Here is a 21471-nt window from a genome sequence, read left to right as displayed (position 1 = left end):
CTCACGACGCTACGGAACCGGACTACAGCCCTCCTCGATTCGTGGTGGACCCACGGACACGCGAAGCCACCCTCCCCGGACGGGGAGGGTGGCTCGGGTCGGACGCGTGCGGGAGGTCAGCCCAGCTGGCGCTGGAAGGTCGCCATGTCGAAGTACAGCGTCTCGTCGACCAGGACGTCCCCGTCGAAGTGGAAGAACACCGCGACGGGGGCGTCGATGGACTTGCCGAGGTTGGGTATGCCCCGGTAGTCCGCTTCCTGCTTGCCGCGGGCCTGGGCCTCCAGGATCACGGCGGTGGGGGTGTGGTGGACGTGGTGCAGGTCGTGCTCCAGGTTCGGGAAGGCCGCCTTGAGGTCGGCGAAGTAGCCCTTCTTGATGGCCTCTTCGCCGATCAGCGGGCCCTCTTCGAAGGCCTGGATGCGGTAGATGCCGCCGCGCGGGAAGGTGGCGAGCACGCCGTCGATGTCCCAGGCGATCTCGGCGACGGTGTGCGCGAGGACGACCGCCTCGCGCCGCTTGCGCAGGTCGGCGTCGGGCTGCGGGAGATCCGCACCGGGCAGGGTGAATTCGTGCTGTTCGGTGGCCATGACCGTTCCTCCACGCGTCGACCGGCTTGATGTCGCAGACGCTAGGGCCGCGACCTCGCGTACGGCTCGAACGTCAGGCCGGACGGGCCGGTCGGTCAGGCGTCCGCCGTCACCGGCCGGCTGCGCTGCTGCTGCGGGGGCTTGTAGAACGGCCGGTAGCCGCAGGCCAGGCCGACCGGCGCGAGCAGGGTGCACAGGGCCATGTCCAGGGCGTAGGGCCGACCGGTGATCACCCGGTACTCGTCCCGGAAGCCGAGCGCGAGCAAGGGCATCTGGAGCTTGGGGCCGTCCGCGGTGAGGCGGCCCTCGTTGGCCAGGCCCCACAGCGTCTCGAAGACGCGCTCGGTCTGGTAGGCGGGGGTGGTGCGCCAGACCATCCGGGTGGTCTCGGGACCCGGGTTCCACATGGAGTGCGGCACGCCCGGCGGGATGTAGAACTCGCTGCCCTCGGCGTACTCGTGCTCGACCCCGTCCAGCTGGATGACGATGCGGCCGCCGCGCACCCGCATGGCCTCGGTCTGCCTGGGGTGGTAGTGGACGGGCGGCTTCAGAACGGTCGGGGCGTACTCGACCTCGACCTCCACGTAGGCGCCGTTCGTCTGGGACGAGGTGGTCAGGAAGGTGAGCTTGTCCTGTCCGAGCTGGAGGGTGTCTCCGGGGCGGGCCATCGGATGCCTCTCTGATCTGGGGTGGTCGTTCGTCGGTCAGACGGTGGTGGTGCTCGGGGCGGGGGCGGTGGCGGTGCGCGTGAGGGCGACGGAGGTCTGCGTCGGGCGCCGTCGGGGGAGGCCGAAGAAGGCGTTGAGCAGGTTCAGTACGCCGATGCCCACCGCGATCCAGAAGCCCAGGTGCAGTCCGTCCACCCAGGCGATCGCCGGGAGCCGCCCGTCGGCGAGTTCGCCGGTGGTGCGGGTCATGGCGCTGGTGGCCACGGTCGCCACGCCGAGCGAGGCGCCGACCTGGAAGGCGGCGACCAGCACGCCGGAGGCGATGCCCTGCTGCTCCTGCGGGATGTCGGACACCCCGTGGACGTTGACCGGGATGCCGCAGCACTGCATGGAGGCGCCCAGGACCAGCAGCGCGGGCAGCACGTCGAGGAGGTAGTTCCCGTCGTGCGGGGCCCGGGTGAGCAGGATCAGTCCGAGGACGGAGCCGATCGCGCCGAAGAGGTAGACGGGGCGGGGGCCGGACCTGTGCATGATCCGGGTGGCCGGGGCGGTGATCAGGATGGCGACCACGCCGAGCGGCAGGAAGGCGAAGCCCGACTTGAGGGTGGAGTAGCCCAGGGTGCGCTGGAGGTAGTAGCTGCTCAGGAAGAGCACGGAGGCCTGGACCCCGCTGGTCAGGATGCGGCCGAGGCCCGCGGTGACCAGGGAGCGGGTGGCGAAGAGCTGGAGCGGCATCAGCGGGTCGGCGACCTTGCGCTCGACCACGACGAAGCCGACCAGCAGCGCCACCGCGGCGACGGCCGGGGCGATGACGTACGGGATCGAACCCCAGCCCTTGTCCTGGATGTTGACGATGGCGTACACGAGGGAGGCGAGGCCCCCGGTGACGGCGACGGCGCCCAGGATGTCCGGGGTGGACTCGCTCTTGGCCTCGGTGCGGCCGCTGGCCAGGATCAGCACGCCGATCACGGCGACGACCCCGAAGGGGATGTTGATGTAGAAGATCCAGCGCCAGTTCAGGCTGTCGGTGATCAGGCCGCCCGCGATGACGCCGAGGGTGCCGCCGAGCCCGGCCAGCGCGGCCCAGATGGCGAGGGCGGTGGTCCGCTCCTTGCCCTTGGGGAAGATGGTGGTCACCAGGGACATCGCGGCCGGGGACAGGAACGCCGCGCCACACCCCTGCAGGGCGCGCGCGGCGATGAGCAGGCCGGTGCCGTCGGCCAGGCCGCAGAGTAAGGAGGCCGCGGTGAACAGGACGGCGCCGAGCAGGAAGGTGCGCCGGCGCCCCCAGCGGTCGGCGGTGCGTCCACCGAGCAGCATCAGGCCGCCGAAGCACAGGATGTAGGAGGTCAGCACCCATTCGATGCCGGTGGCGGTGGCCTTGAGGTCGGACTGGATCGCGGGCAGCGCGAGGTTCACCACGGTGGTGTCGAGGAGCACCATGAACTGGGCGAGGGCGACGAAGACGAGCAGGCGCCATCGTCGGGGGTCGGGCGGGGTGTCGGTGCCCGGTCCCTGCGCGGACGCGGCGGCCGGTGCCTGGTCCTGGTGACGGGGTGCGTTCTTCTCGGTGTTCATGGCTCCCTCTCGGGTGGGCCCGCCGCTCCCGGCCCCGCGGCCGGGAGCGGCGCAGTCCGGTCAGGCGGCGGTGGCCTCGATGTAGCTCAGGGCGTTGTAGATGGTCCGGTTCGGGTCGGTGATGGCGCGGCGGCCGTGCATGACCCGGGTGTTGTCGATGACGGCGGCGTCGCCGTCCCGCCATTCGAGGTTCTCGGTGATCCGTGCGGTCACCGTCTCGACCTCGGCGAGCAGCCGCTCGGACAGCTCGGTCCCGTCGGCGAAGGTGATCGTCGGCTTCTCGTAGTTGAAGGAGGGGCCGAGGATGCTGTTGGCGAAGGACCGCCGCTCGCCGAAGATCGTGGTCCCGGCGGCGGGGGTGCGGAAAGCGTAGCGGATGCCGCCGTCCGCCTCGGCCTGGATCTCGGTGCCGGGCAACTGGCCGGCCAGCGCCAGGAGTTCCTCCACGGCGATGTCCTCGGCGGGCTTGGTCCTGCCGAGGAGGTGGTGGGCCATGGCGCGCCACTGCTGCTCGCCGACGTAGCGGCTGTAGACGATGTCCTGGGCGGCGAAGGCCTCGCGGGCCCCGTCGCTGAGGGCGTCCCAGACGCGGTAGCCGTCGCAGACGGTGGTCTGGGATCCGGAGGAGGCGGCCTTCTCGCAGAAGAACCAGGCGACGTGGGCGCGGAAGGGGCTGTTGCCGTTCTCGGTGTGCAGGCCGACCTCGGCGAATCCGGCGTCGACCTTCTGTGCGACCTCGGAGTAGAAGTCGCGGGCCGGGTCGAGGGTGGTGGAGGTGGAGGTGGACTGCACCAGGGCGGTGAAGGAGTCCATGTCGGAGGGGGTGAAGCCGCGCAGGAGCAGGAATCCCGCCTCGGCGAGCAGGTCGCGCAGGATCTTGGGGTCGACGTCCGCGAGGCTGCCACCCTCGACGGGTTCCACCAGCAGGCCGCTGCCGGTGCCGTAGGGGGTGGTCTTCACTGCGGTGCTCATGCCTTCTCCTCGGTCGGTGCCTCGTCGTGGCGCAGCACGTGGGTGCGGATGACGTCACGGCGCGGGCGTCCGGTGACGGTGAAGCAGGTGGCGTACTCGGGGTCGTCCTCGGACATGAGGTGGACGACGGCGGCGCGCTCGATGCCGGAGAGGCGTTCCTTGCCGAAGGCGTCGATGCGCTCGCGGGCGGTGTCCTGGTCGAGGCCCGCCTCGATGACGAAGAGGCCGTGCACCTGGTCGAGTCCGTCGGCGACGATGGCGGCCTCGCGGATGAAGCCGAGTTCGCGGTAGCGCGCTTCCACCCATTCGGGGGACACGTTGCGGCCGCTGGAGGTGATCACCATGCTCTTCTTGCGGCCGGTGATGCGCAGGTAGCCGTCCTCGTCGATCTCGGCGAGGTCTCCGGTGTGCAGCCAGCCCCGTGCGTCGACGACGACGCTGGAGGGGTCTTCGCGGGAGTAGCCGGCGAAGAGGGAGGTGCTGCGGATCAACAGCTCGCCGTCCTCGGCGAGTTCGGCCTCGACGTGGTCGAGCGGGCGGCCGACGGTGCCGAAGCGGACCTGGCCGGGGAAGTTCCAGGAGACGACGGAGGAGTTCTCGCTGAGCCCGTAGCCCTCGTGGACGGTGACCCCGTAGGCGTCGAGGCGCTGGAGGATCTCCGCGGGTACGGGCGCGCCGCCACAGGCGATGAAGACGGAGCCCTCGTGGCCGAAGATCCGGCGGCGCCGCTCGGGGACGCTCTCGTCGGGCTGCTGGTCGCTGAGCGCGAGGAAGAGTCCGGCGACGGTCGGCGGGACGACGAGCGCGGTGGGCCGGGCCTGGCGCAGCAGGCTGAGCATCCGGGGCGCGGCGTCGGCGGCGGTGCCGACCAGCGCGGTGCCGGGCGGCAGGAAGGAGACCGAACCTCCGGCGAGGAAGGGCATGTAGAGCCCGGCGACCTGTTCGATGAGCAGGCTCAGCGGCACGATCGAGAGGTAGCGCTCGAAGACGGCGGGTTCGGTGCGGGCCCGCAGGGAGGTCAGGAGCGCGTCCAGGCCGTGGCGGCGGATCTGGACGCCCTTGGGGGCGGAGGTGGTGCCGGAGGTGTGGATGACCTTGACGATGGCGTCCTCGGCGGGCACCGGCGGGCGGGCCGGGCCCCCGGCCGGGGTCTCGGCGAGCAGTGCCTTGATGTCGAGGGCGGTGACGGGGCAGCTGTCGGGCAGCACGCCGGGGCCGCTGTCGGCGGCCCAGCGGGCCAGGGCGCGGGTGCCGCCGTCGTCGACGTAGCAGAGGTCGGCGGTGTCGAGCAGGGAGGCGGCCTGTTCGGCGGCGAAGGCGGTGGGCACCGGTACCTCGACGGCGGAGGCGAAGAGGGCGGCGAGGTCGGCGACGACCCACTCGGGGGAGTTCTCGGCGAGCAGCCCGACGCGGGCGGGGCGGCCGTGGGCGGCGGCCCAGTCCGCCAGTTGCCCGGCGAGGACGAGGGCCGCGCCGATGATCTCGCGGTAGCTCCAGGTGGCGCCCGTACCGCCGTCGCCGGACAGGACGCGGACCATGACGGCTTCGCTGTCGGCCCGCTCCAGCAGGCCCGCGGCGAGGGAGACGCTCGGGTGGTCATGCGGCACGGGACAGCACCTTCGGCTGCGGGCGGTTGCTGCTGAGCAGCCGCATGTCGACGGATTCGAAGCAGTAGCGGCCGATGGCGGCGAGCAGCAGGGTGCTCTGGTCGACCGCCTTGGCGTAGCCGACCATGGGCCGGGTGTCGTAGTACGAGCCCCAGGAGGCGAGCTCTTCCGGCTCCAGCCGGTCGGGCGAGGCGTCGGCGAGGGGGTGGAAGACGCACCCGAGGCGCTGCATGAGCTCGGCGAGCCGTCCGGTCATCGTCATCACCGCGTACGGGCGCCCCAGGCAGGCCATGACCAGCGGGATCGACTTGATGATCTCGCCGCCCGCGGAGGCGCGGACGGAGGCGATGTTGCCGATCTGCAGGACCTGGTGGCGGCCGACCGGGGAGCCGACCTCGGACGCGATGACCTCTTCGATCGGGGCGTCGAGGTAGCGCTCCAGCAGGATCGGCTCGTCCTCGGGGAAGGAGAGGCCCGCGCAGGCGAGGACCTGCTCCTGACCGTTCTCGTCCTCCTCGAAGAAGGCGAGGAAGCCGTCGGGGTCGGGGTTGATGGTCGCCCGGTACTGCCGGGCGAACACGTCGCGGGCCATCTCCCTGGCGACCAGCCAGTCCGGGGTACCGCGCTCGGACAGCGTGATTCTCATGTGTGGTGCGCCCCCTTACAGGGTCGGGTTACAGGGTCGAGTGGGCCGAGAGGACGGACCGGCTCACCGCCTGGACGCCGGGCGAGCGGCGCGTGATCGGCTTGGCCTGGACGGCGAGTTCCGCCGCGTGCAGGGCGCTGTTGATGGAGGTCTCGGCGAGGATGCCGGGGGCCGCGACGGCGTCGCCGATGAGGTAGACGCCGTCGCCGCGGTCGACGGCGGGCCGGTCGCGCCAGCTCAGACCGGGCAGGTCGAGGGCGCCGGTGCGGCCGCGGGAGACTCCCTCGCGGCGCCACTGGATGCGGCCTCGCCAACCGGGGGTGGTGAGGTCGAAGAGCTTCTCGAGCCGGGCCAGGGCCTCGGCCTTCGACTCGCCGGGGCGGATGGGCATCTGGCCCTGGAAGAGGGCCTGGCCCTTCGGCGCGAGCGAGGGGTCGTGGTCGGAGTACTGCGAGGTGAAGCCGCCCTCGTCCATGTCGAAGGAGACGTTGCCGTCCTTCTTGGAGTGGGTGACGGCCATGTCGAGCAGGGCGGCGGTGCCGCTGGGCCAGTCGAGGGTGGGGTCGCCGAGCAGGCCGCGGGAGGCGGCGAGCGAGGTGGCGACGATGACGGGCCCGTCGGTGGGCAGTTCGGTGATCCGGGAGTTCTTCTCGATGACGACGCCGTGGGCCTTGGCCCGGCGTTCCATGCGGTCGATGACCGTGCCCCAGCCGCCGATGAAGTAGCGGCTCGGGAGCGGGAAGCGGGGGGTGCCGACGCGCAGCAGCCGCTCCCAGACGAAGGCGGCGGAGAGCCGGCCGGGGTCTCCGTCGAAGAGGATCGGACCGAGGAAGCCGAGGGCTTCGTTGACGGTCTGCTGCTCGAAGCGCTCGCTGGCCCAGTCCTGGAAGGAGCGGTCGATGGGGACCTCGATGTCCCGGTGCATCCAGGTCATCTTCATGTAGCCGCCGGGCAGGGTCATGCGGAGCTTGCCCTGGTGGCGGAAGCGCATCCGCGTCCACTCGTGGAAGGACAGGCGGACGTAGTTGCCGGCGAGGCCGCGCTGGAGCAGCCAGTTCCAGCAGGGGCCGTTGTCGAAGAAGGTGTGGGGGCCGTCGTTGGTGACGTAGGGCCCGGTGGCGGAGCGGGAGCGGCCGCCCAGGTGGGCGTGCGCCTCGTGGACGGTGACGCGGGCGCCCTGCTCGGCGGCGGAGATCGCCGCGGTCAGACCGGCGAGCCCGCCGCCGATGATCGTGATGTTCACCATGGTTATCGCACTCACCTTTGGGATTCGCGGGCCGTTTCTCAGCCGTCGAGCGTGGCCATGGCGCCTGCGGGATAGCGATCTCCCACCAGGCTGCCGTGGGGGGCGATCCGGTCGAGGGCCGCGAGGTCGTCCGCGCTGAGTGCGACGGCGGACGCGGCGATGTTCTCTTCCAGGTAGGTGACCCGCTTGGTGCCGGGGATGGCCACGACGTCCTCGCCCTGGGCCAGCACCCAGGCCAGCGCGAGCTGGCCGGTGGTGATGCCCTTGGCGGCGGCGAGGGCTTCCAGTTGCTCGACGACGTGCAGGTTGGCGTCGAGGTTCTCCTTCTGGAAGCGCGGCGCGATCCGGCGGAAGTCGTGCTCGGCCAGGCCGTCGAGGTTGCGGATGGCTCCGGTGAGCAGGCCGCGGCCGAGCGGGCTGTAGCCGACGAAGCCGATGCCGAGTTCGCGGACGGTGTCGAGGACCCCGTTGGCCTCGACGTCGCGGGTGGCGAGCGAGTACTCGGTCTGTACGGCGCTCAGCGGGTGGACCGCGTGGGCGCGGCGGATGGTGGCGGCGGAGGCCTCGGAGATGCCGAGGTAGCCGACCTTTCCGGCGGCGACCAGGTCGGCGAGGGCGCCGAAGCTCTCCTCGACGGGTACGGCGGGGTCGACGCGGTGCAGGTAGTAGAGGTCGAGGCGGTCGGTGCCGAGCCGGCGCAGGCTGCCTTCGACGGTGGAACGGATGTATTCGGGGCGGCCGTTGAGCTTGCCGGTGATCTGCCCGTCGGGGCTGACCTCGTTGCCGACCTTGGAGGAGACGACGACCTCGTCCCGGCGCCCGGCGATGACGCGGGCGACGAACTCCTCGTTGGAGTGCGGTCCGTAGAAGTCCGCGGTGTCGAGGAGGTTGACGCCGAGTTCGAGGGCCCGGTGCGCCGTGCGCAGGGCTTCCTGGTCGTCGGCGGGGCCGTAGGCGAAGGTCATGCCCATGCATCCGAGCCCCTGCTCGGAGACCGCCAGCCCCTGGCTGCCGAGCTTTCGTTGCCGCATCGTCCACGCCTTCCCGGGTAGTTTTCGTCCCTAGAAACTCTAGCAGTGATAACCCAAAGAGCTAGCAATGAAAGAGTCAATACCTAAGCTAGACAGCAGACCTGACGAAACGTCAGGCAATCAGCCGTTGGCCACCAGTTCGGCGCCGACCGACGACCAGCCGTGCCCCTGCTCGGCGGCCCCGCCCTCGGCCAGCGCCGCGTACGGATCGGCCCCGAAGACCTCGCCCGCCGCGCCGCGCAGCCACACGTCGAAGGCGTTGCCCGACTCCCGCAGCCGCTTCGCCGCCCCGGCCGGATCGCGCGCCTCCAGCTGGAGCACCACCACGGACCGCCCGCCCAGTTCCTGCACGGCGAAGGACTCCTGCAGGATGCCCGCCCGCCGACGCGAGGCCTCGTACTCGCGCAGGCGCTCGCCGGACAGCTGCGCCTGGACCTCCTGCCAGCGCTCCGCCCGCCCCGCGGGCAGCTCCAGCACCACGGTCGCCGGCTTCACCGTCCGCCGGGCCGCCGCCTTGGCGGCGCCGCGCGCGGACGGGGCCAGGCGCCGCATGCCCAGCACCTCCAGCATGTTGGACTCCACGCCGATCCCCCAGCGCTCGGCGATCAGCCCGTTCTCCAGCAGCCGCCACACCACCACGCCCGTGAACTCGATGAACTGGCCGGTGGCGGGCATGCCCAGGAACTCGCCCAGGTGCGTGCCGCGCCAGGTGTTGTGGATGACCACGTGGTCCCCGGCGGCGCTCATGTCCTCGATGGTGACGTGCAGGTCAGGGAAGCCCTCGCGCAGACCCGCGATGGTGTACGTGACCCCCTCCAGCCCCTCCGGAGCGCCCGGCAGCGGCTGGTGGTCGATCATGTCGGGGCTGTAGATCCGCTCGACGATGGAGAAGTCGCCCCGGTTGACGAAGGTGTCGAAGACCGAGCGGATGGTCTTCTTGTTGCGCTCCTCGACGCTCTCTCCGACGCTCACTGCGATGCCCACCTCGGCGCGCTCCGTCTCTTGAATCGACACGTTCCATCCGTCCTTACGTCGTCACTCGTACGTCGTCACTTGGCGGGGGTCGGGGCGTCCCAGGTCAGGGTGAGCCCCGCGTACAGGTAGCGGCTGGCCTCGATCGCGAGCAGCAGGACGGTGTCCCCGGGCGTGATCCGCCCGTCCACCCAGCCCGCGTCCAGGGCGAGCGGCACCGCGGCCGAACCGGTGGCGCCGACGTCGGTCAGGTTCTCCACGATGTTCTTGCTCAAGGTCGCCTGGTCCTCGGCGGAGAGCCCGGCGGTGCCGTACTCGCTGGCGAAGTACTCGGCGTTGCCCTCGGGCAGCACGCAGTGGTCGAGGTCGGCGAGCGCGAGCCCGGAGCGGCGCAGCATGTCGTGGATGCCCTCGACGAAGACCCGCGGCCCGAACTTCGCGGTGCCGGGGATGTCCAGGCTGATGTCCATCAGCCGCTTGCGCCGCTGCTGTTCGTGCAGCGGTGCGTCGGTCCCGCCGCCGGTGATCAGCATGCCGGGCTTGCGCGCCCCGCCCATGGACCGCGTGGCGAAGACCTGGCGGCTGCCCGCGTGGGCGGAGCCCTCCTCTCCGGCCTTGAGCACCAGCGCGCCGGCGCCGTCGCCGAAGGTGTAGACGGTGAGCCGGTCGCGCATGCGGACCTTGTACGGGTCCTTGTCGAGGAAGATCGGCGCGAGCAGCGGGGAGACCGCCTCCGAGCCGATGACCAGCGCGGTCCCGTAGGTGCCGTCGGCGAGCAGGCGGCGGGCGACGTCCAGGGCCTGTACGGCGCCCACGCAGCCCGCGCGGACCTCGATGACCGCGCAGTCCGCCAGGCCGAGCTGCTCCTGGACGTAGGTCGCGGCGACCGGCAGCAGGTAGTCGGGGCTGGCCGTGGACATCACGATCAGGTCGACCTCGGCGGCCTCCACGCCCGCCCGCTCCAGGGCCTGGCGGGCGGCCGCGGTGGCCATCGCGGAGGTCGAGGTGCGGTGGGCGCCGGTGGCCGGGTCGATCAGCCAGTGGCGGCGCTCGACCTGGATGCCCTCCAGGACGTCGTCCGGCAGCGGCCCGCAGACCTTGGCCAGGGCGTCGTTGTCGAGGGGGTCGCCGGGCAGGTGGGCGCCGGTGGCGAGGATCGATACGTGGCGGGTCGGACCGGCGGACCCGGTCCCCGCTGACGTGCTGCTGGCTGACATGGTCAGTTCTCCGTTGCGGGACGCAGGACGAGGCTGATGTGGGTGCCGCCGAGGGAGGAGCTGTTGATGAGCACCGGCCCACCGGCCAGGCCGTTGTCCCAGCCGGTGACGGCGAGCAGCGCGGCCAGTTGCGCACCCGCGCCGACCGGCTCGCCCAGGATCCGCTTGGGGCTGTGCACGGGCGGCCCGTCGGCCGCGGCGACGCGGCCGGTGGCCAGGGCCTCGGGGACGTCGGCCCGCTCCAGACCGGCCGCGTTGGCCCAGATCCCGGCCAGCTCGGAGGGCTCCACACCGGCGTGGGCCAGCGCCTCGCGCATGGCCCGCTCCACGCCCTCGCCCCCGTCGTCCCAACGGCCGATGCCCTGGGCGTCGGAGGCGGTGCCGTGTCCGGCGAACTCGGCCAGCACCTTCGCGCCCCGGGCCCGGGCCGTGGACTCCCGCTCCAGCACCAGCGCGATGCCCGCCTCGGCCAGGGTGTACCCGGATCCGGCGAAGAGCGGCAGCTTGCGGTAGGCGTCCAGGACGCCCGGCGAGAGGTCCTCGACCGCGGGGCACAGCACCGCGTCGGCCCGGTGCTGGAGCAGCAGGTCGTGGGCGACGGTCAGGGCGGAGGCCCCGGCCGCGTGCCCGGTGGTCACGGTGGAGGTGGGGCCCTTGGCGCCGACGTTCATGGCGACCTGGCCCGCGGCCGCGTTGAAGACCGTGTTGGGGAAGACGGCCGGGCTGCCGTGCGAGGGGCAGCCGCCCAGCACCGGGAGCAGGAACTCCTCGATGCTGCGCATCGGGCCGAGGCCCGTGCCCAGGACCACGCCGACGCGCTCGTCGGCGGTGAGGCCCGCGTGCTCCAGGGCGCCCTTGCAGGAGGCCACGGCGAGCTGGCCCAGCCGGTCCATCCGGCGGGCGACGCGGGGTTCGATGTGCGCGTGCGGGTCGAAGGCGGCGCGGGCGACGCTCAGTCCGGACTCGTCCACGCCCAGCGGGACGCCCTCGCTCCAGGCCCGCCACAGCGCGTCGGCGCCGTCACCGGCCGAGGTGATCGCCGCGAAGCCGGTGATCACGATCTTCTCGGCGGCGGGCGGGGCCGGGACGGTGAAGCGGTGCCCGGAGGGCCAACCGAAGGCGACGCAGGCGTTGGCCCCGGCGAAGGCGAAGTTGTTGGACAGCGCGGCGCTCATGGCCAGCGAGCGCCCGGGGTCGGGCACCGCGTCCAGACCGCACTTGGGGTCGACGCCGGTGAAGTTGGCGGTGGGCGGGGCAATCTGTTCGACCAGCGCCTTGACGGTGACGATCGCCTCGACCGCGCCCGCGGCGCCGAGGAGGTGGCCGATCATCGACTTGGAACTGCTGAGCGCGGTCTTCTCGGCGGCCTCGCCGAAGGCGGCGCGGACCGCGTTGGACTCGGCGGAGTCGTTCTTGGGGGTGCCGGTGCCGTGCCCGTTGACGTAGGCGACGTCCTCGGGGGCGATGCCGGCGGAGGTCAGCGCGCCGCGGATCGCGCGCGCGGCGCCCTCGCCCTTGGGGTGCGGGGCGGTGGCGTGGTAGCCGTCGGCGGAGAGCCCGTAGCCGAGCACCTCGGCCAGGATCGGGGCGCCCGCGGCGCGCGCCACGGACTCCTCGGCGAGTACGAGCATCCCCGCGCCCTCGCCGAGCGAGAGGCCGTCGCGGTCCCGGGAGTAGGGCGCGGCGGGCTTGGTGGACAGGGACTGCAGGCTGGTGAAACCGGCGAAGGCGGTCTCGGTGAAGGCGTCGGAGCCGCCGACCAGCATGGCGTCCGCGCGGCCCGCGCTGATCGCGTCGGTGGCGTGGGCGATGGCGTGCGCGCCGGAGGCGCAGGCCGTGTTCACCGACAGGGAGGGGCCCTTGAGGCCGAAGGCGCTGCTCAGCGCCTCGGCTATGGCCTGCGGCGGGACCAGCAGGAAGTGGCGGCCGTCGTCCTCGGGGGCGACGCCCTCGTCCGCTCTGCGGGCGAGCAGTTCGGCGCTGCGCAGGCCGCCGTTGCAGGAGCCGAAGGCGACGCCCCAGCGGTCGGCGGGCAGCGATCCCAGGCCCGCCTGCTCCATCGCCTCCTCGGCCGCGAGCAGCGCGAAGTCGGCGGCGGGTTCGCGGACCTGCCCGCCGAAGGCGGCCAGGTAGTCGTAGGCGGGGCGGCGGTCGGTGGTGACCTCGCCGCCGATCTCGGTGTCGTAGCCCACCATGGACATGCCGCGGACCGGGCCGATGGCCGTGTGTCCGGTGCGGATGCCCTCCCACAGCGCCTCGGCGCCGTCGCCCTGCGCGGTCACGGCGCCGACGCCGCAGATCACCACGGTGCGGGTGCGGCCCGGGCCGTCCGGCGGGGTGGTGTGGTCGTACACGTCGTCGGTCATGTCCGCGCTCCTTTCGGGTGTGCCGGTCATGAGACCCGCCTCAGCGCGACCGCCACCGCCTGGCCTTCCAGGCCGCGGGCGAGGGCGAGTGCGCTGTCGGGCCGGGTGTCGCGCGGGGTGAGCGGGACGTAGTCCAGGTCACACTCGGCGGCGGGGTTGTCCAGGTTCAAGGTCGCGGGGACGATCCCGGAGTCCAGGGTCAGCGCGGCCACGGCGGCGTTCAGTGCCCCGGCGCCGCCGACCAGGTGTCCGGTCTGCGGTTTGACGCTGCTGATCTGGGCCGCCTTGGCGGAGGTGCCGAGCGCGTCGTGCAGGGCGATGGTCTCGCTGGCGTCGCCCTGGACGGTGGCGCAGCCGTGCGCGGCGATGTAGCTGCCGTCGGGGAAGATGCCGCCCGCGTCGGTCAGGGCGCGGCCGATGGCCCGGGACAGGCCGCGCGCCCGGGCCTGCGGGCTGGGCGGTCGTACGCAGTCGTTGCCCGCGCCGAAGCCGGTGACCTCGGCGTAGCAGTGGGCGCCCCGGGCGAGCGCGTGTTCGCGCTCCTCCAGGACGAGCAGGGCGGCGCCCTCGCCGAAGACGGAGCCGGAGCGGTCGCGGTCGAAGGGGCGGAAGGCCGCGTCGCCCAGTTCGGGGCGGGTGGTCAGGACGCCGAGGCCGTCCATCTTGGACATCGCCCACCAGCCGGTGGCGTCGTCGTAGCCGCCCGCGACCACGATGTCGGCCTCGCCGCGGCGCACGGTGCGCATCGCGCGGCCCACCGCCATGGCGCCGGAGTCGGCGGTCCCGGCGAAGTAGGCGTTGGCGCCGCGGATCCCGTACTTCTCGGAGATGTGGAAGCCGGCGGCGGGCTGGAGGCCCTCGACGAAGAAGAGGGGCGCGACCACCGAGGAGGCGTCCTGGCCGAGCTTGTGGAGGTCGGGGGTGCCGTCCTCGGCGCGGATGGCCTGGAGCTGGGCGATGAGCTCGTCCATGCGCGGCATTTCCTTGTTGCTGCCCAGGAAGAGGCCGGCCCGGTGCCCGAGGTCCTTCTCGCCGTCGAGTCCCGCGTCGCGCAGCGCCAAGGTGGCCCCCGCCAGCGCGAGTTGGTCACCGCGGCAGAGCATCCGCAGGGTGCGGCGGCTGGCCCACTCGGTGGGCTGGAAGTCGGGGATCTCGGCGCCGATGCCGGTCTTCAGCGGGGCCGGGTCGTAGGCGCGCAGCGGGCCGATCGCACTGCGGCCCGCCAGCAGGGCCTCCCAGGTCGGTGCGGCGCCCTGGCCGATCCCGGTCATCAGGCCGATGCCGGTCACCATCACGCGCCGCCTGTTGTCGCTCATGCTGTGCCCTCCCAGGGCTTCTCGGCGCTCACGAGGGTGAGGACGCGAGCGGCGGCGACCACACGGCCCTCGACCTTGGCGGTGGCCCTGACATCGGTGCCGTTCTCGGTGCGGCCGATCACCTCGACGGTGATCTGGACCTGGTCGCCGGGTCCGACGAAGTGCTTGAAGCGCACCCCGCGCACGCCCGCGAGGCGCCAGTCGGCGCCGTCGCCGGCCACCGCCTTGGCGAGGGTGGCCATGGACTCCAGGAGCAGGACGCCCGGCAGGATCGGGTGGCGCGGGAAGTGGTGGTCGAAGGCGGGCAGCGTGGCCGGCACGTTGCGGATGCCCACGCCCCGCTCCCCCGGCACGAGTTCCTCCAGCCGGTCGAAGCCCGGGACCACGGGGGTGGCGAGCGAGGTGGTCACGCGTCCTCCCGCGGGGCGCCGATGACGATGGCGGTGTTGCTGCCGCCGAAGGCGAAGGCGTTGATCAGGGCCGCGTCGACCTTCATCGGGCGCGCGGTGTGCGGTACGTAGTCCAGGTCGAGGCCGCGGTCGGCCTCGTCCAGGTTCACGGTGGGCGAGACCAGGGAGTGCCGCATCGCGTTGATCGCGGCGAGGACGCCCAGGCCCAGGCTGGCCGAGGTCAGGTGGCCCGACATCGACTTGGGGGCGCTGACCACGATCTTGTGCGCGTCGGCGCCGAAGACCTTCTTGATGGCGACCGTCTCGGACTGGTCGTTGCCGTGGGTGCTGGTGCCGTGCGCGACGACGTAGTCGATGCCTCCGGTGCCCAGGCCCGATTCGGCGAGGGCGCCCTCCATGGCCTGGATGGCGCCGGAGCCGTCGGGCGGGGAGTCGGTGATGCGCCAGGCGTTGAGGCTGGAGCCGTAGCCGAGGACCTCCGCGAGGACGGTGGCGCCGCGCTCGCGGGCGCTGTCCATGTCCTCCAGGATCACGGCGACGGCGCCCTCGCCGATGACGAAGCCGGAGCGGTCCGCGGCGAAGGGCCGCGAGGCGTGCGTCGGGTCGTCGTTGTAGCGGTCGGTGAGCGCGCCCAGCAGGCTGAAGCCGAGCAGGTCCAGCCAGGTGGTCAGCGAGTCGTAGCCGCCGGCCACCATCATCTTGGCGTCGCCCTCCTGGATGGCGCGGTACGCCTCCCCTATGGCGTGCCCGGATCCGGCGCAGGCGGTGGAGATGCCCATCATCGGGCCGGTGCCGCCGACCATCCGGGCCATGGCGGCCAGCGGGACGTTCTGGTCGTCGGTCAGGGTGACCGCCGGGGGCTGGCAGATGAAGGCGTCCTGCTGCCCGGTGGTGGCCCGCAGGTGGCCGATGTCGAGGAGGGCCTGGAGTTCGGGGCGGCCGACGCTGGCGCCCATGGCGACCCCGCGCTCGTCGGCGGCGTACACCTCTTCGGAGACCTGGTCGATGCCCGCGTCGCGGACCGCCTCCCAGGCGGCGGCGACGCCGAACTGGCCGACCCGCGAGAGGTGCTTGCGGCCCACGTGCGCCGGAATCGCCTTGGCCGCGTCGAAGTCCTTGACCTCGGCCGCGATGCGCACGGGGAACCCGGTGGCGTCGAAGGTGGTCAGCGCGCCGACGCCGCTGCGCCCGGTGGCCAGTCCCTCCCAGGTGGTCCCGGCGTCGTTGCCGAGGGGGGTGACCGCCCCGATTCCCGTGATGGCCACGCGCCTGGTGTCGCTCGTACCGCTCATCCCACCGGACCTCCGCCCTGTAGCTGCCGCGCCATGCGCGCCGTGTTCGCCGGGTCGTCGAGCCGCTCGGCGTCGATGAGCGCGCACAGGATGCCGCTCGCGTCCAGGACGGTCTCGCCGTCCACGGTGACCGTGCCGTCGAGGATCGCGGCCTCGTCGGTCATCGATTCGATCCTGGCCTCCATGCGGAGCACCTCGCCCGGCCGTACGGCGCGGCTCGCGGTGGCGTCGCCGACGGCGAGGAGGGCCGCGCGCAGCCGGTGGTCGGTGCTGAGCATGATCAGCCAGGTGGCCGACTGGCACAGGGCTTCCAGGGCGAGCCCGAAGGGCATCGCGGGGCCGCCGCCGGTGTGCTGCCAGTAGTCCTCGTCGACGGAGGTGACCTTGCGAGCGGTGATGTGCTCGCGGGGAGTCCAGGAATCGATCCTGTCGATCAGATGGAATCGCATCGTCGTCTCTTCTTCCGGTCCTTTCGATCCTCGCGGTCCGTCACGGACGGCCGATGCCGAGCTGGGCGGAGAACCCGCCGTCGACGCAGAGCAGTTCGCCGGTGGTGTAGCCGGAGTCGGGGCCCGCCAGGAACACGGCGGCCGCGGCGACCTCCTCGACGGTGGCGAAGCGGCGCAGCGGGATCTGCTTCTTGATGGACCTGCCGCCGTCCTTCTCCATCACCTCGCCCACCAGTTCGGTCGGGGTGAAGCCGGCCAGGACCGCGTTGACGCGGACGCCGAAGCGCGCGAACTCGATGGCCGCGGCGCGGGTGAAGGAGTTCAGCGCGCCCTTGGAGGCCGAGTAGTTGGACTGGCCGATCCAGCCGGTCTCGCCCATGGCGGAGGAGATGTTGACGATGGTGGCGTTGCCCGCCGTCATGAACTGCTCGCTGACGGCGTGGGTGCAGTGGTAGGCCCCGCCGAAGTTGACCTTCATGACGTTCCACCAGGCGTCGGGCTTGGACTGGTAGATCAGCCCGTCGTCGCTGATGCCGGCGTTGTTGACCAGGATGTCCAGGGCGCCCAGCTGAGCGATGGCCTCGGCGACCAGCCGGGCCGCGTCCTCGGGGTCGGCGACGTCGGCGCCGATCGCCACGGCCCGGCCGCCCGCCGCCTCGATCTCCTCGACCACCGCGAGGGCGTCCTCCCGGCGCGAGCGGTAGTTGACTGCGACGGCCGCCCCCTGTTCGGCCAGGGCCAGGGCGATGGCCCGGCCGATGCCGCGCGAGGCACCGGTGACCAGGGCGGTGCGGTCCTTCAGCTTCATCTGTCTCTTCCCGTTTCTGCTGCGAGGCGGGCGCCTGGTGTCTGGAGGGGGAGGGAGCGGCGGGGAGCGGGGAGCGGCAAGGGGCTCCGGGGCACCGTCGGCCCGGAGCCCCTGCCGGTCGTGGACCTAGGCGGCGGCCGCCGCGCGGGCGCGCTCGGTCAGCAGGTCGGTCAGGTTCTGGACGGTGAACAGGCCCAGCACGCCCTCGGCCGTCAGCGGCTCGCTGAGCTGGCTGCGGTTGAACTGCGGCAGGACCTTCTCCAGGTGGGTGAGGCCGGTGTCGTTGACGACCTCGTTCTCGTCGCCGAACTCCTCGTCCGGGATGCCGCCCTGGAGCAGGTTGGCGATGTCGGCCACGGTGATCTTCACCTTGGTGGCGCGCTCCACGCGGAAGAGGATGTCGAGCAGGTCGATCGATTCGGCGCCCAGCTGCCCGAGCAGGGTCGCCTCGGGCACGGCCTCGGCCTCGTCGATGCCGAGCGCGTCGGCGATGGCGGCCTGGACCGCGGAGAGGTAGTCGGTCGAAGTGGTGGCAAGGGTTTCGGGCACCGTGGGCTGCCTTTCAGAGGGTTGGCAAGAACAGGACGGAAGGCGTGCGGGGTCGGGCCGGAGGTCAGGCAGCGGCCGCCGTGGTGGCGGGCTCCGGCCTCAGGTCGCGCAGCAGGGTGGTGATGCGGCGCGCGTCGTTGGTGCTGCGGACGGGGGCGTCGGGCGCGACGCGGCCGGCGAAGCCGCTGAGCACCCGGCCGGGACCGGCCTCTAGGTAGCCGCCGACGCCGAGCGCGGCGGCCGCCTCCAGCACGCCGACCCAGCGCACGGGACCGGCCAGCTGACGGCGCAGCAGGTCACGGGCGTGCGCACCGTCGCGGACGACGGTGGCGGTCACCGAGCTGATGACGGGCACCCGGGGTGCGCGGAAGGCGACCCCCTCCAGCGCGGCGGCGAACTCGTCCTCGATGGCGCTCATCAGCGAGCAGTGGAAGGGGGCGGAGACCTTGAGCTGCACGGCGCGCTCCGCGCCGGCCTCCAGGGCGAGCCGGGCCGCCTCGGCGACCGCCGCGCTCTGCCCGGAGATCACCGTCTGGCCCGCCTCGTTGTAGTTGGCGACCTCGACCACCCCGAGCGGGGCGGCCGCCGCACAGACCTCGTCGATCCGGGCCGGGTCCAGGCCCATGAGCGCGGTCATCGCGCCGGAGACCTTCCGCGAGACCCCGGCCATCAGCTCGCCGCGGATCCGCACCAGCCGCAGCGCGTCGTCCGCGTCCAGCACCCCGGCGGCGATCAGGGCGGTGTACTCGCCCAGGCTGTGCCCGGCCACCGCGCCCGGTACGAAGCCGGTCTCGGCGCGCAGCACCTCGTACACGGCGAGGCTGGTGGCGACGATGGCGGGCTGGGCGATCTCGGTCGGCGCCAGGGCCTCCTCGGGGGCCGTGGTGCACAGCTCGGTCAGCGGGAGCCCCGTTGCCCGCTCTGCCCGGGCCAGGACGCGGCCGGCCGTGCGGGGGTGTTCGCGAAGGAGATGTCCCGCCATGCCCGCGCGCTGCGAGCCCTGGCCGGGAAACATCGTGAATAGGTTGTCGATCATCCCCGTTCCTACCTCACTGACTTGTGGCCGATAGGTCATCGAGCCGTCGGCGACCGGTTTTCGACTCTGCGAATCTGGCACTCCGATCTGGCGCATTCCTCGAATTGACCTCGACTGGCCCCGAAGGGCCGCCATTGACGGGGAATGCGGACCGCCACAAACTGGCCGACATGGTGAGGATGAGCGCACAGGAACGGCGTACGAGCGTCGTCCGGGCGGCGATGCGGGAATTCGCGCGGGGCGGCTACGACGGCACGTCGACCGAGAGCATCGCCCGGCGCGCGGGGGTGTCCCAGCCGTACCTGTTCCGGCTCTTCCCCGGCAAGCGGGCGATCTTCCTGGCGGCGACGAGCCGCTGCCTCGGCGACATCGCGGCGCTGTTCGCCGAGGCGGCGCGCGGGCTGACGGGCGAGGAGGCGCTGCGCGCGATGTCGAACGCCTACACCCGGGTCATCGTCAAGGAGCCGGACCGCCTGCGGCTCCAGATGCAGGTGTACGTCGCGGTCGCGGCCGCGGAGGCCGCGGGCGACCCGGCCTTCGGCGAGGCGGTGCGCGCGCAGTGGATGGAGGTGTGGGAGACGGTCGAGGCGCAGCTGGGCGGCGACCCGGGGGCCACGACCGCGTTCATGGCGTACGGGATGCTGGTCAACGTGCTGGTGTGCACGGGCTTCCCGGCGGGCCACCCGCTGTGGTCCCGACTGCCGGTGGAGGGACCCCCGGGAGCGACGGCGCGCGCGCTGCCCGGGTGACGCGGCGCGGGGCCGCCCACCCGGGCTCGGCGTTGCGTGGGTACGGCGTACGGGCCTACTCGGCGCCGGGCGCGGAGGTGGCCGCGGGGGTCCGGTCCCCGGCGGCGGGGGCGCGGTGGCGCCCGGTCTGTCCGGCCCAGCGGGATCCGTAGGCGACCTGGCCCTGTTCGGCCGCGGCGAAGGCCTTCGTGTTCCAGTTCTTGCGCATGAACGCCTCCCGCGCCTTGATCAGCAGCGGGTTCTTCACGGAGCCCATCTGCCCGATCCGCCAGGCGATGTTCTGCAGCGGCGCGGTGCGCTGCTGGCGCTCGCTCTCGTAGCGGCGCAGCGCCGAGACCGGGTCGCTGCCGGCTCCGGCGAGGTGCTCGGTGAGCACGAGGGCGTCCTCCAGGGCCTGGCAGGCGCCCTGTCCGATGTTAAAGGTGATGGGGTGCGCGGCGTCCCCGAGGAGGGTGACCCGGCCCTGGCCCCACTGGCGTTCGGGCTTGCGGCCCTCGACGTCGCCGCGCAGGATCCACTCCTCGGGAGTGGCCTTGAGGATGTCGGCGACCGGTCCGCCCCAGCCCGCGTGGCGGCGCAGCAGCATGTCCCGCACGCCGGGCAGGTCGCGCCCGCCGGGCGCGCCGCCCGCCACGCTCATCCAGTGGACCAGCCCGGGGGCCACGTCGTAGTAGGTGAAGCGGGTGCCCGGCCCGAACATGGCGTTGAAGGTGCCCGGGGGGATGTCGGCGTGCTTCATCTGGGCCCGGCCGCGCCAGGCGATGTAGCCGCTGTAGCGGTTCCGGGCGGGGCCGAACATGGCGTCCCGGACGGCCCCGTGGATGCCGTCGGCGCCGATCAGCAGGTCACCGCGCTCGGTGGTGCCGTCGGCGAAGCGGACGGTGACCCCCTCGCGGTCCTGGTCGAAGCCGACCACGTGGGCGCCGGTGCGCACCACGTCCCCCTGGAGGGCGTCGCGCAGGATGCCGTGCAGGACCGAGCGCTCGACGGCGATGGTGGGCGCGCCGTAGCGGGCGACGAAGTCGCCCACCGGCCAGGCGCCGAGCACCTCGCCGCGCCAGGTGCTGAAGTGGGCGGTCTCCTGGGCGGGGGCGATCTCCAGGACCTCCTCGGCGACGCCGAGGTAGTCCAGGGCGAGGACGCCGTTGGTCCAGATGTGCAGACCGGCCCCGCCGTCGCGCAGTTCCTCGGCCCGCTCCAGGACGAGGGGTTCGAAACCGCGCTGCTGGAGGGCGAGGGCCGCGGCGAGGCCACCGATCCCTCCGCCGGCGATGAGTATGCGACGGGCATGTCCTATGGCCATCTTGTGTGCTCTCCTCGTGGCTGCCCGGACCGGTCCGGGACCGGTCGTGAACTCCCTGGCGGACTAGTGGAGTTGTCAACGCTAGCATTCCAAGCGTCGAACTTGATAGTCTCAGCAGAACATCTAGCGTCGCTACAAAGGTGGTTGTGATGGAAGTCCTCCTGCAAACGCTGGCCGTGATCGCCACCATGGCCAACGCGGTGGTCTACGGCACCGACGTCTTCGGCGCACTCGTCCAGCGCCCGGCCCTCGCCCACGTCGACGACGCGACCCTCACCAGCGTCATGGGCCAGACCCATCGCTTCGGCGACGCCCGGATGGTCGTCCCCGGCGTCACGGGCCTGGTCTCCACGGTGGCCACCGCCGGCCTGGCCGGCTTCGAGGGCAAGCCCGTGCCGTCCATCGCCGCGGGCGTCTCGGCGCTGGCCCTGGTGGTCTGGCTGACGATCTACAACAAGGTCAGCGTGCCGGTGAACAAGGCGCTGACCAGCGCCGCCCTGGAGTGCAAGGTCGCCCCCGACGCCCGGGGCCTCCAGCGCACCTGGGACAGCGTGATCAACGTCCGGGTGCTGCTCCAGGCGGTGGCCCTCGGCGCGATGTGCGTGGTCCTCTCCACCACCTGAGACGCGCGGGCGGCACGGCGAAGGGGGCCCACCGGCCGGTGGGCCC

21 protein-coding genes are annotated in these 21471 nt (G+C 72.4%); 2 read left to right on the top strand and 19 right to left on the bottom strand.

Going from position 1 to position 21471, the window contains the following annotated elements:
• Positions 1 to 116: 116 nt before the first annotated feature.
• From ACFWAR_RS13190 to fabD, 18 genes are all read right to left on the bottom strand, one after another.
• On the bottom strand, positions 117 to 587 hold the full coding sequence (locus ACFWAR_RS13190) for an ester cyclase (RefSeq protein WP_330335530.1): 471 nt from the start codon (positions 585 to 587) through the stop codon (positions 117 to 119).
• Between the two features lie 95 nt (positions 588 to 682).
• A complete protein-coding gene (locus ACFWAR_RS13185; protein WP_385776287.1) occupies positions 683 to 1255 on the bottom strand; it encodes a cupin domain-containing protein in 573 nt (190 codons plus the stop codon).
• 36 nt (positions 1256 to 1291) lie between these two features.
• On the bottom strand, positions 1292 to 2833 hold the full coding sequence (locus ACFWAR_RS13180; protein WP_385776285.1) for an MFS transporter: 1542 nt from the start codon (positions 2831 to 2833) through the stop codon (positions 1292 to 1294).
• A gap of 60 nt (positions 2834 to 2893) precedes the next feature.
• Entirely contained in the window at positions 2894 to 3805 is a 912-nt protein-coding gene (locus tag ACFWAR_RS13175; protein WP_385776284.1) for a TauD/TfdA family dioxygenase, read from the bottom strand.
• Positions 3802 to 5412 (bottom strand): AMP-binding protein, encoded by a 1611-nt coding sequence (locus tag ACFWAR_RS13170; RefSeq protein WP_385776282.1) that lies wholly within the window; start codon positions 5410 to 5412, stop codon positions 3802 to 3804. Before ACFWAR_RS13170 ends, ACFWAR_RS13175 begins: the two co-directional genes overlap by 4 nt.
• Positions 5402 to 6058: a thermostable hemolysin gene (locus ACFWAR_RS13165; RefSeq protein WP_385776280.1), complete on the bottom strand. Its 657-nt coding sequence runs from the start codon at positions 6056 to 6058 to the stop codon at positions 5402 to 5404. Before ACFWAR_RS13165 ends, ACFWAR_RS13170 begins: the two co-directional genes overlap by 11 nt.
• A gap of 28 nt (positions 6059 to 6086) precedes the next feature.
• A complete protein-coding gene (locus tag ACFWAR_RS13160) occupies positions 6087 to 7304 on the bottom strand; it encodes a phytoene desaturase family protein (protein WP_385776278.1) in 1218 nt (405 codons plus the stop codon).
• A 38-nt stretch (positions 7305 to 7342) separates the two neighbouring features.
• Positions 7343 to 8335, bottom strand: coding sequence for an aldo/keto reductase (locus tag ACFWAR_RS13155; RefSeq protein ID WP_385776275.1), 993 nt, complete (start codon positions 8333 to 8335; stop codon positions 7343 to 7345).
• A gap of 120 nt (positions 8336 to 8455) precedes the next feature.
• Complete coding sequence (locus tag ACFWAR_RS13150) at positions 8456 to 9349, bottom strand: ester cyclase (RefSeq protein WP_385776272.1); 894 nt, start codon at positions 9347 to 9349, stop codon at positions 8456 to 8458.
• A 35-nt stretch (positions 9350 to 9384) separates the two neighbouring features.
• Positions 9385 to 10524, bottom strand: a complete 1140-nt coding sequence (locus ACFWAR_RS13145) for a 3-oxoacyl-ACP synthase III family protein (RefSeq protein ID WP_385776270.1) — start codon at positions 10522 to 10524, stop codon at positions 9385 to 9387.
• Positions 10525 to 10526: 2 nt separating this feature from the next.
• Complete coding sequence (locus ACFWAR_RS13140) at positions 10527 to 12890, bottom strand: beta-ketoacyl synthase N-terminal-like domain-containing protein (RefSeq protein ID WP_385776268.1); 2364 nt, start codon at positions 12888 to 12890, stop codon at positions 10527 to 10529.
• 26 nt (positions 12891 to 12916) lie between these two features.
• Entirely contained in the window at positions 12917 to 14206 is a 1290-nt protein-coding gene (locus ACFWAR_RS13135) for a beta-ketoacyl-[acyl-carrier-protein] synthase family protein (RefSeq protein WP_385776265.1), read from the bottom strand.
• The gene (locus ACFWAR_RS13130; RefSeq protein ID WP_385776263.1) at positions 14203 to 14616 is read right to left on the bottom strand and encodes a 3-hydroxyacyl-ACP dehydratase FabZ family protein; all 414 of its coding nucleotides are present in this window, start codon (positions 14614 to 14616) and stop codon (positions 14203 to 14205) included. Before ACFWAR_RS13130 ends, ACFWAR_RS13135 begins: the two co-directional genes overlap by 4 nt.
• Entirely contained in the window at positions 14613 to 15881 is a 1269-nt protein-coding gene (locus tag ACFWAR_RS13125; protein ID WP_385776261.1) for a beta-ketoacyl-[acyl-carrier-protein] synthase family protein, read from the bottom strand. The genes ACFWAR_RS13130 and ACFWAR_RS13125 overlap by 4 nt, the downstream gene beginning before the upstream one ends.
• A gap of 23 nt (positions 15882 to 15904) precedes the next feature.
• Positions 15905 to 16357, bottom strand: a complete 453-nt coding sequence (locus ACFWAR_RS13120) for a 3-hydroxylacyl-ACP dehydratase (RefSeq protein WP_385776259.1) — start codon at positions 16355 to 16357, stop codon at positions 15905 to 15907.
• Between the two features lie 40 nt (positions 16358 to 16397).
• Positions 16398 to 17165 (bottom strand): SDR family NAD(P)-dependent oxidoreductase, encoded by a 768-nt coding sequence (locus ACFWAR_RS13115; protein WP_385776257.1) that lies wholly within the window; start codon positions 17163 to 17165, stop codon positions 16398 to 16400.
• 126 nt (positions 17166 to 17291) lie between these two features.
• The gene (locus tag ACFWAR_RS13110) at positions 17292 to 17714 is read right to left on the bottom strand and encodes an acyl carrier protein (RefSeq protein WP_351051441.1); all 423 of its coding nucleotides are present in this window, start codon (positions 17712 to 17714) and stop codon (positions 17292 to 17294) included.
• Positions 17715 to 17778: 64 nt separating this feature from the next.
• On the bottom strand, positions 17779 to 18750 hold the full coding sequence (fabD, locus tag ACFWAR_RS13105; protein WP_385776254.1) for an ACP S-malonyltransferase: 972 nt from the start codon (positions 18748 to 18750) through the stop codon (positions 17779 to 17781).
• 170 nt (positions 18751 to 18920) lie between these two features.
• Here fabD and ACFWAR_RS13100 point away from each other — a divergent pair, with 170 nt between their 5' ends.
• Entirely contained in the window at positions 18921 to 19499 is a 579-nt protein-coding gene (locus ACFWAR_RS13100) for a TetR/AcrR family transcriptional regulator (RefSeq protein ID WP_385776252.1), read from the top strand.
• Positions 19500 to 19554: 55 nt separating this feature from the next.
• On the opposite strand, the gene ACFWAR_RS13095 is transcribed toward ACFWAR_RS13100, so the two are convergent.
• Positions 19555 to 20802, bottom strand: a complete 1248-nt coding sequence (locus tag ACFWAR_RS13095; protein ID WP_385776250.1) for an FAD-dependent monooxygenase — start codon at positions 20800 to 20802, stop codon at positions 19555 to 19557.
• A 149-nt stretch (positions 20803 to 20951) separates the two neighbouring features.
• Here ACFWAR_RS13095 and ACFWAR_RS13090 point away from each other — a divergent pair, with 149 nt between their 5' ends.
• Entirely contained in the window at positions 20952 to 21425 is a 474-nt protein-coding gene (locus tag ACFWAR_RS13090) for a DUF1772 domain-containing protein (RefSeq protein WP_385776248.1), read from the top strand.
• Positions 21426 to 21471 lie beyond the last annotated feature (46 nt).

It is taken from the genome of Streptomyces sp. NPDC059917, from assembly GCF_042730635.1.
Classification (GTDB): domain Bacteria; phylum Actinomycetota; class Actinomycetes; order Streptomycetales; family Streptomycetaceae; genus Streptomyces.
The sequence above is the reverse complement of the archived record's forward strand: the minus strand, read 5'-3'. Positions and strand labels throughout refer to the sequence as shown.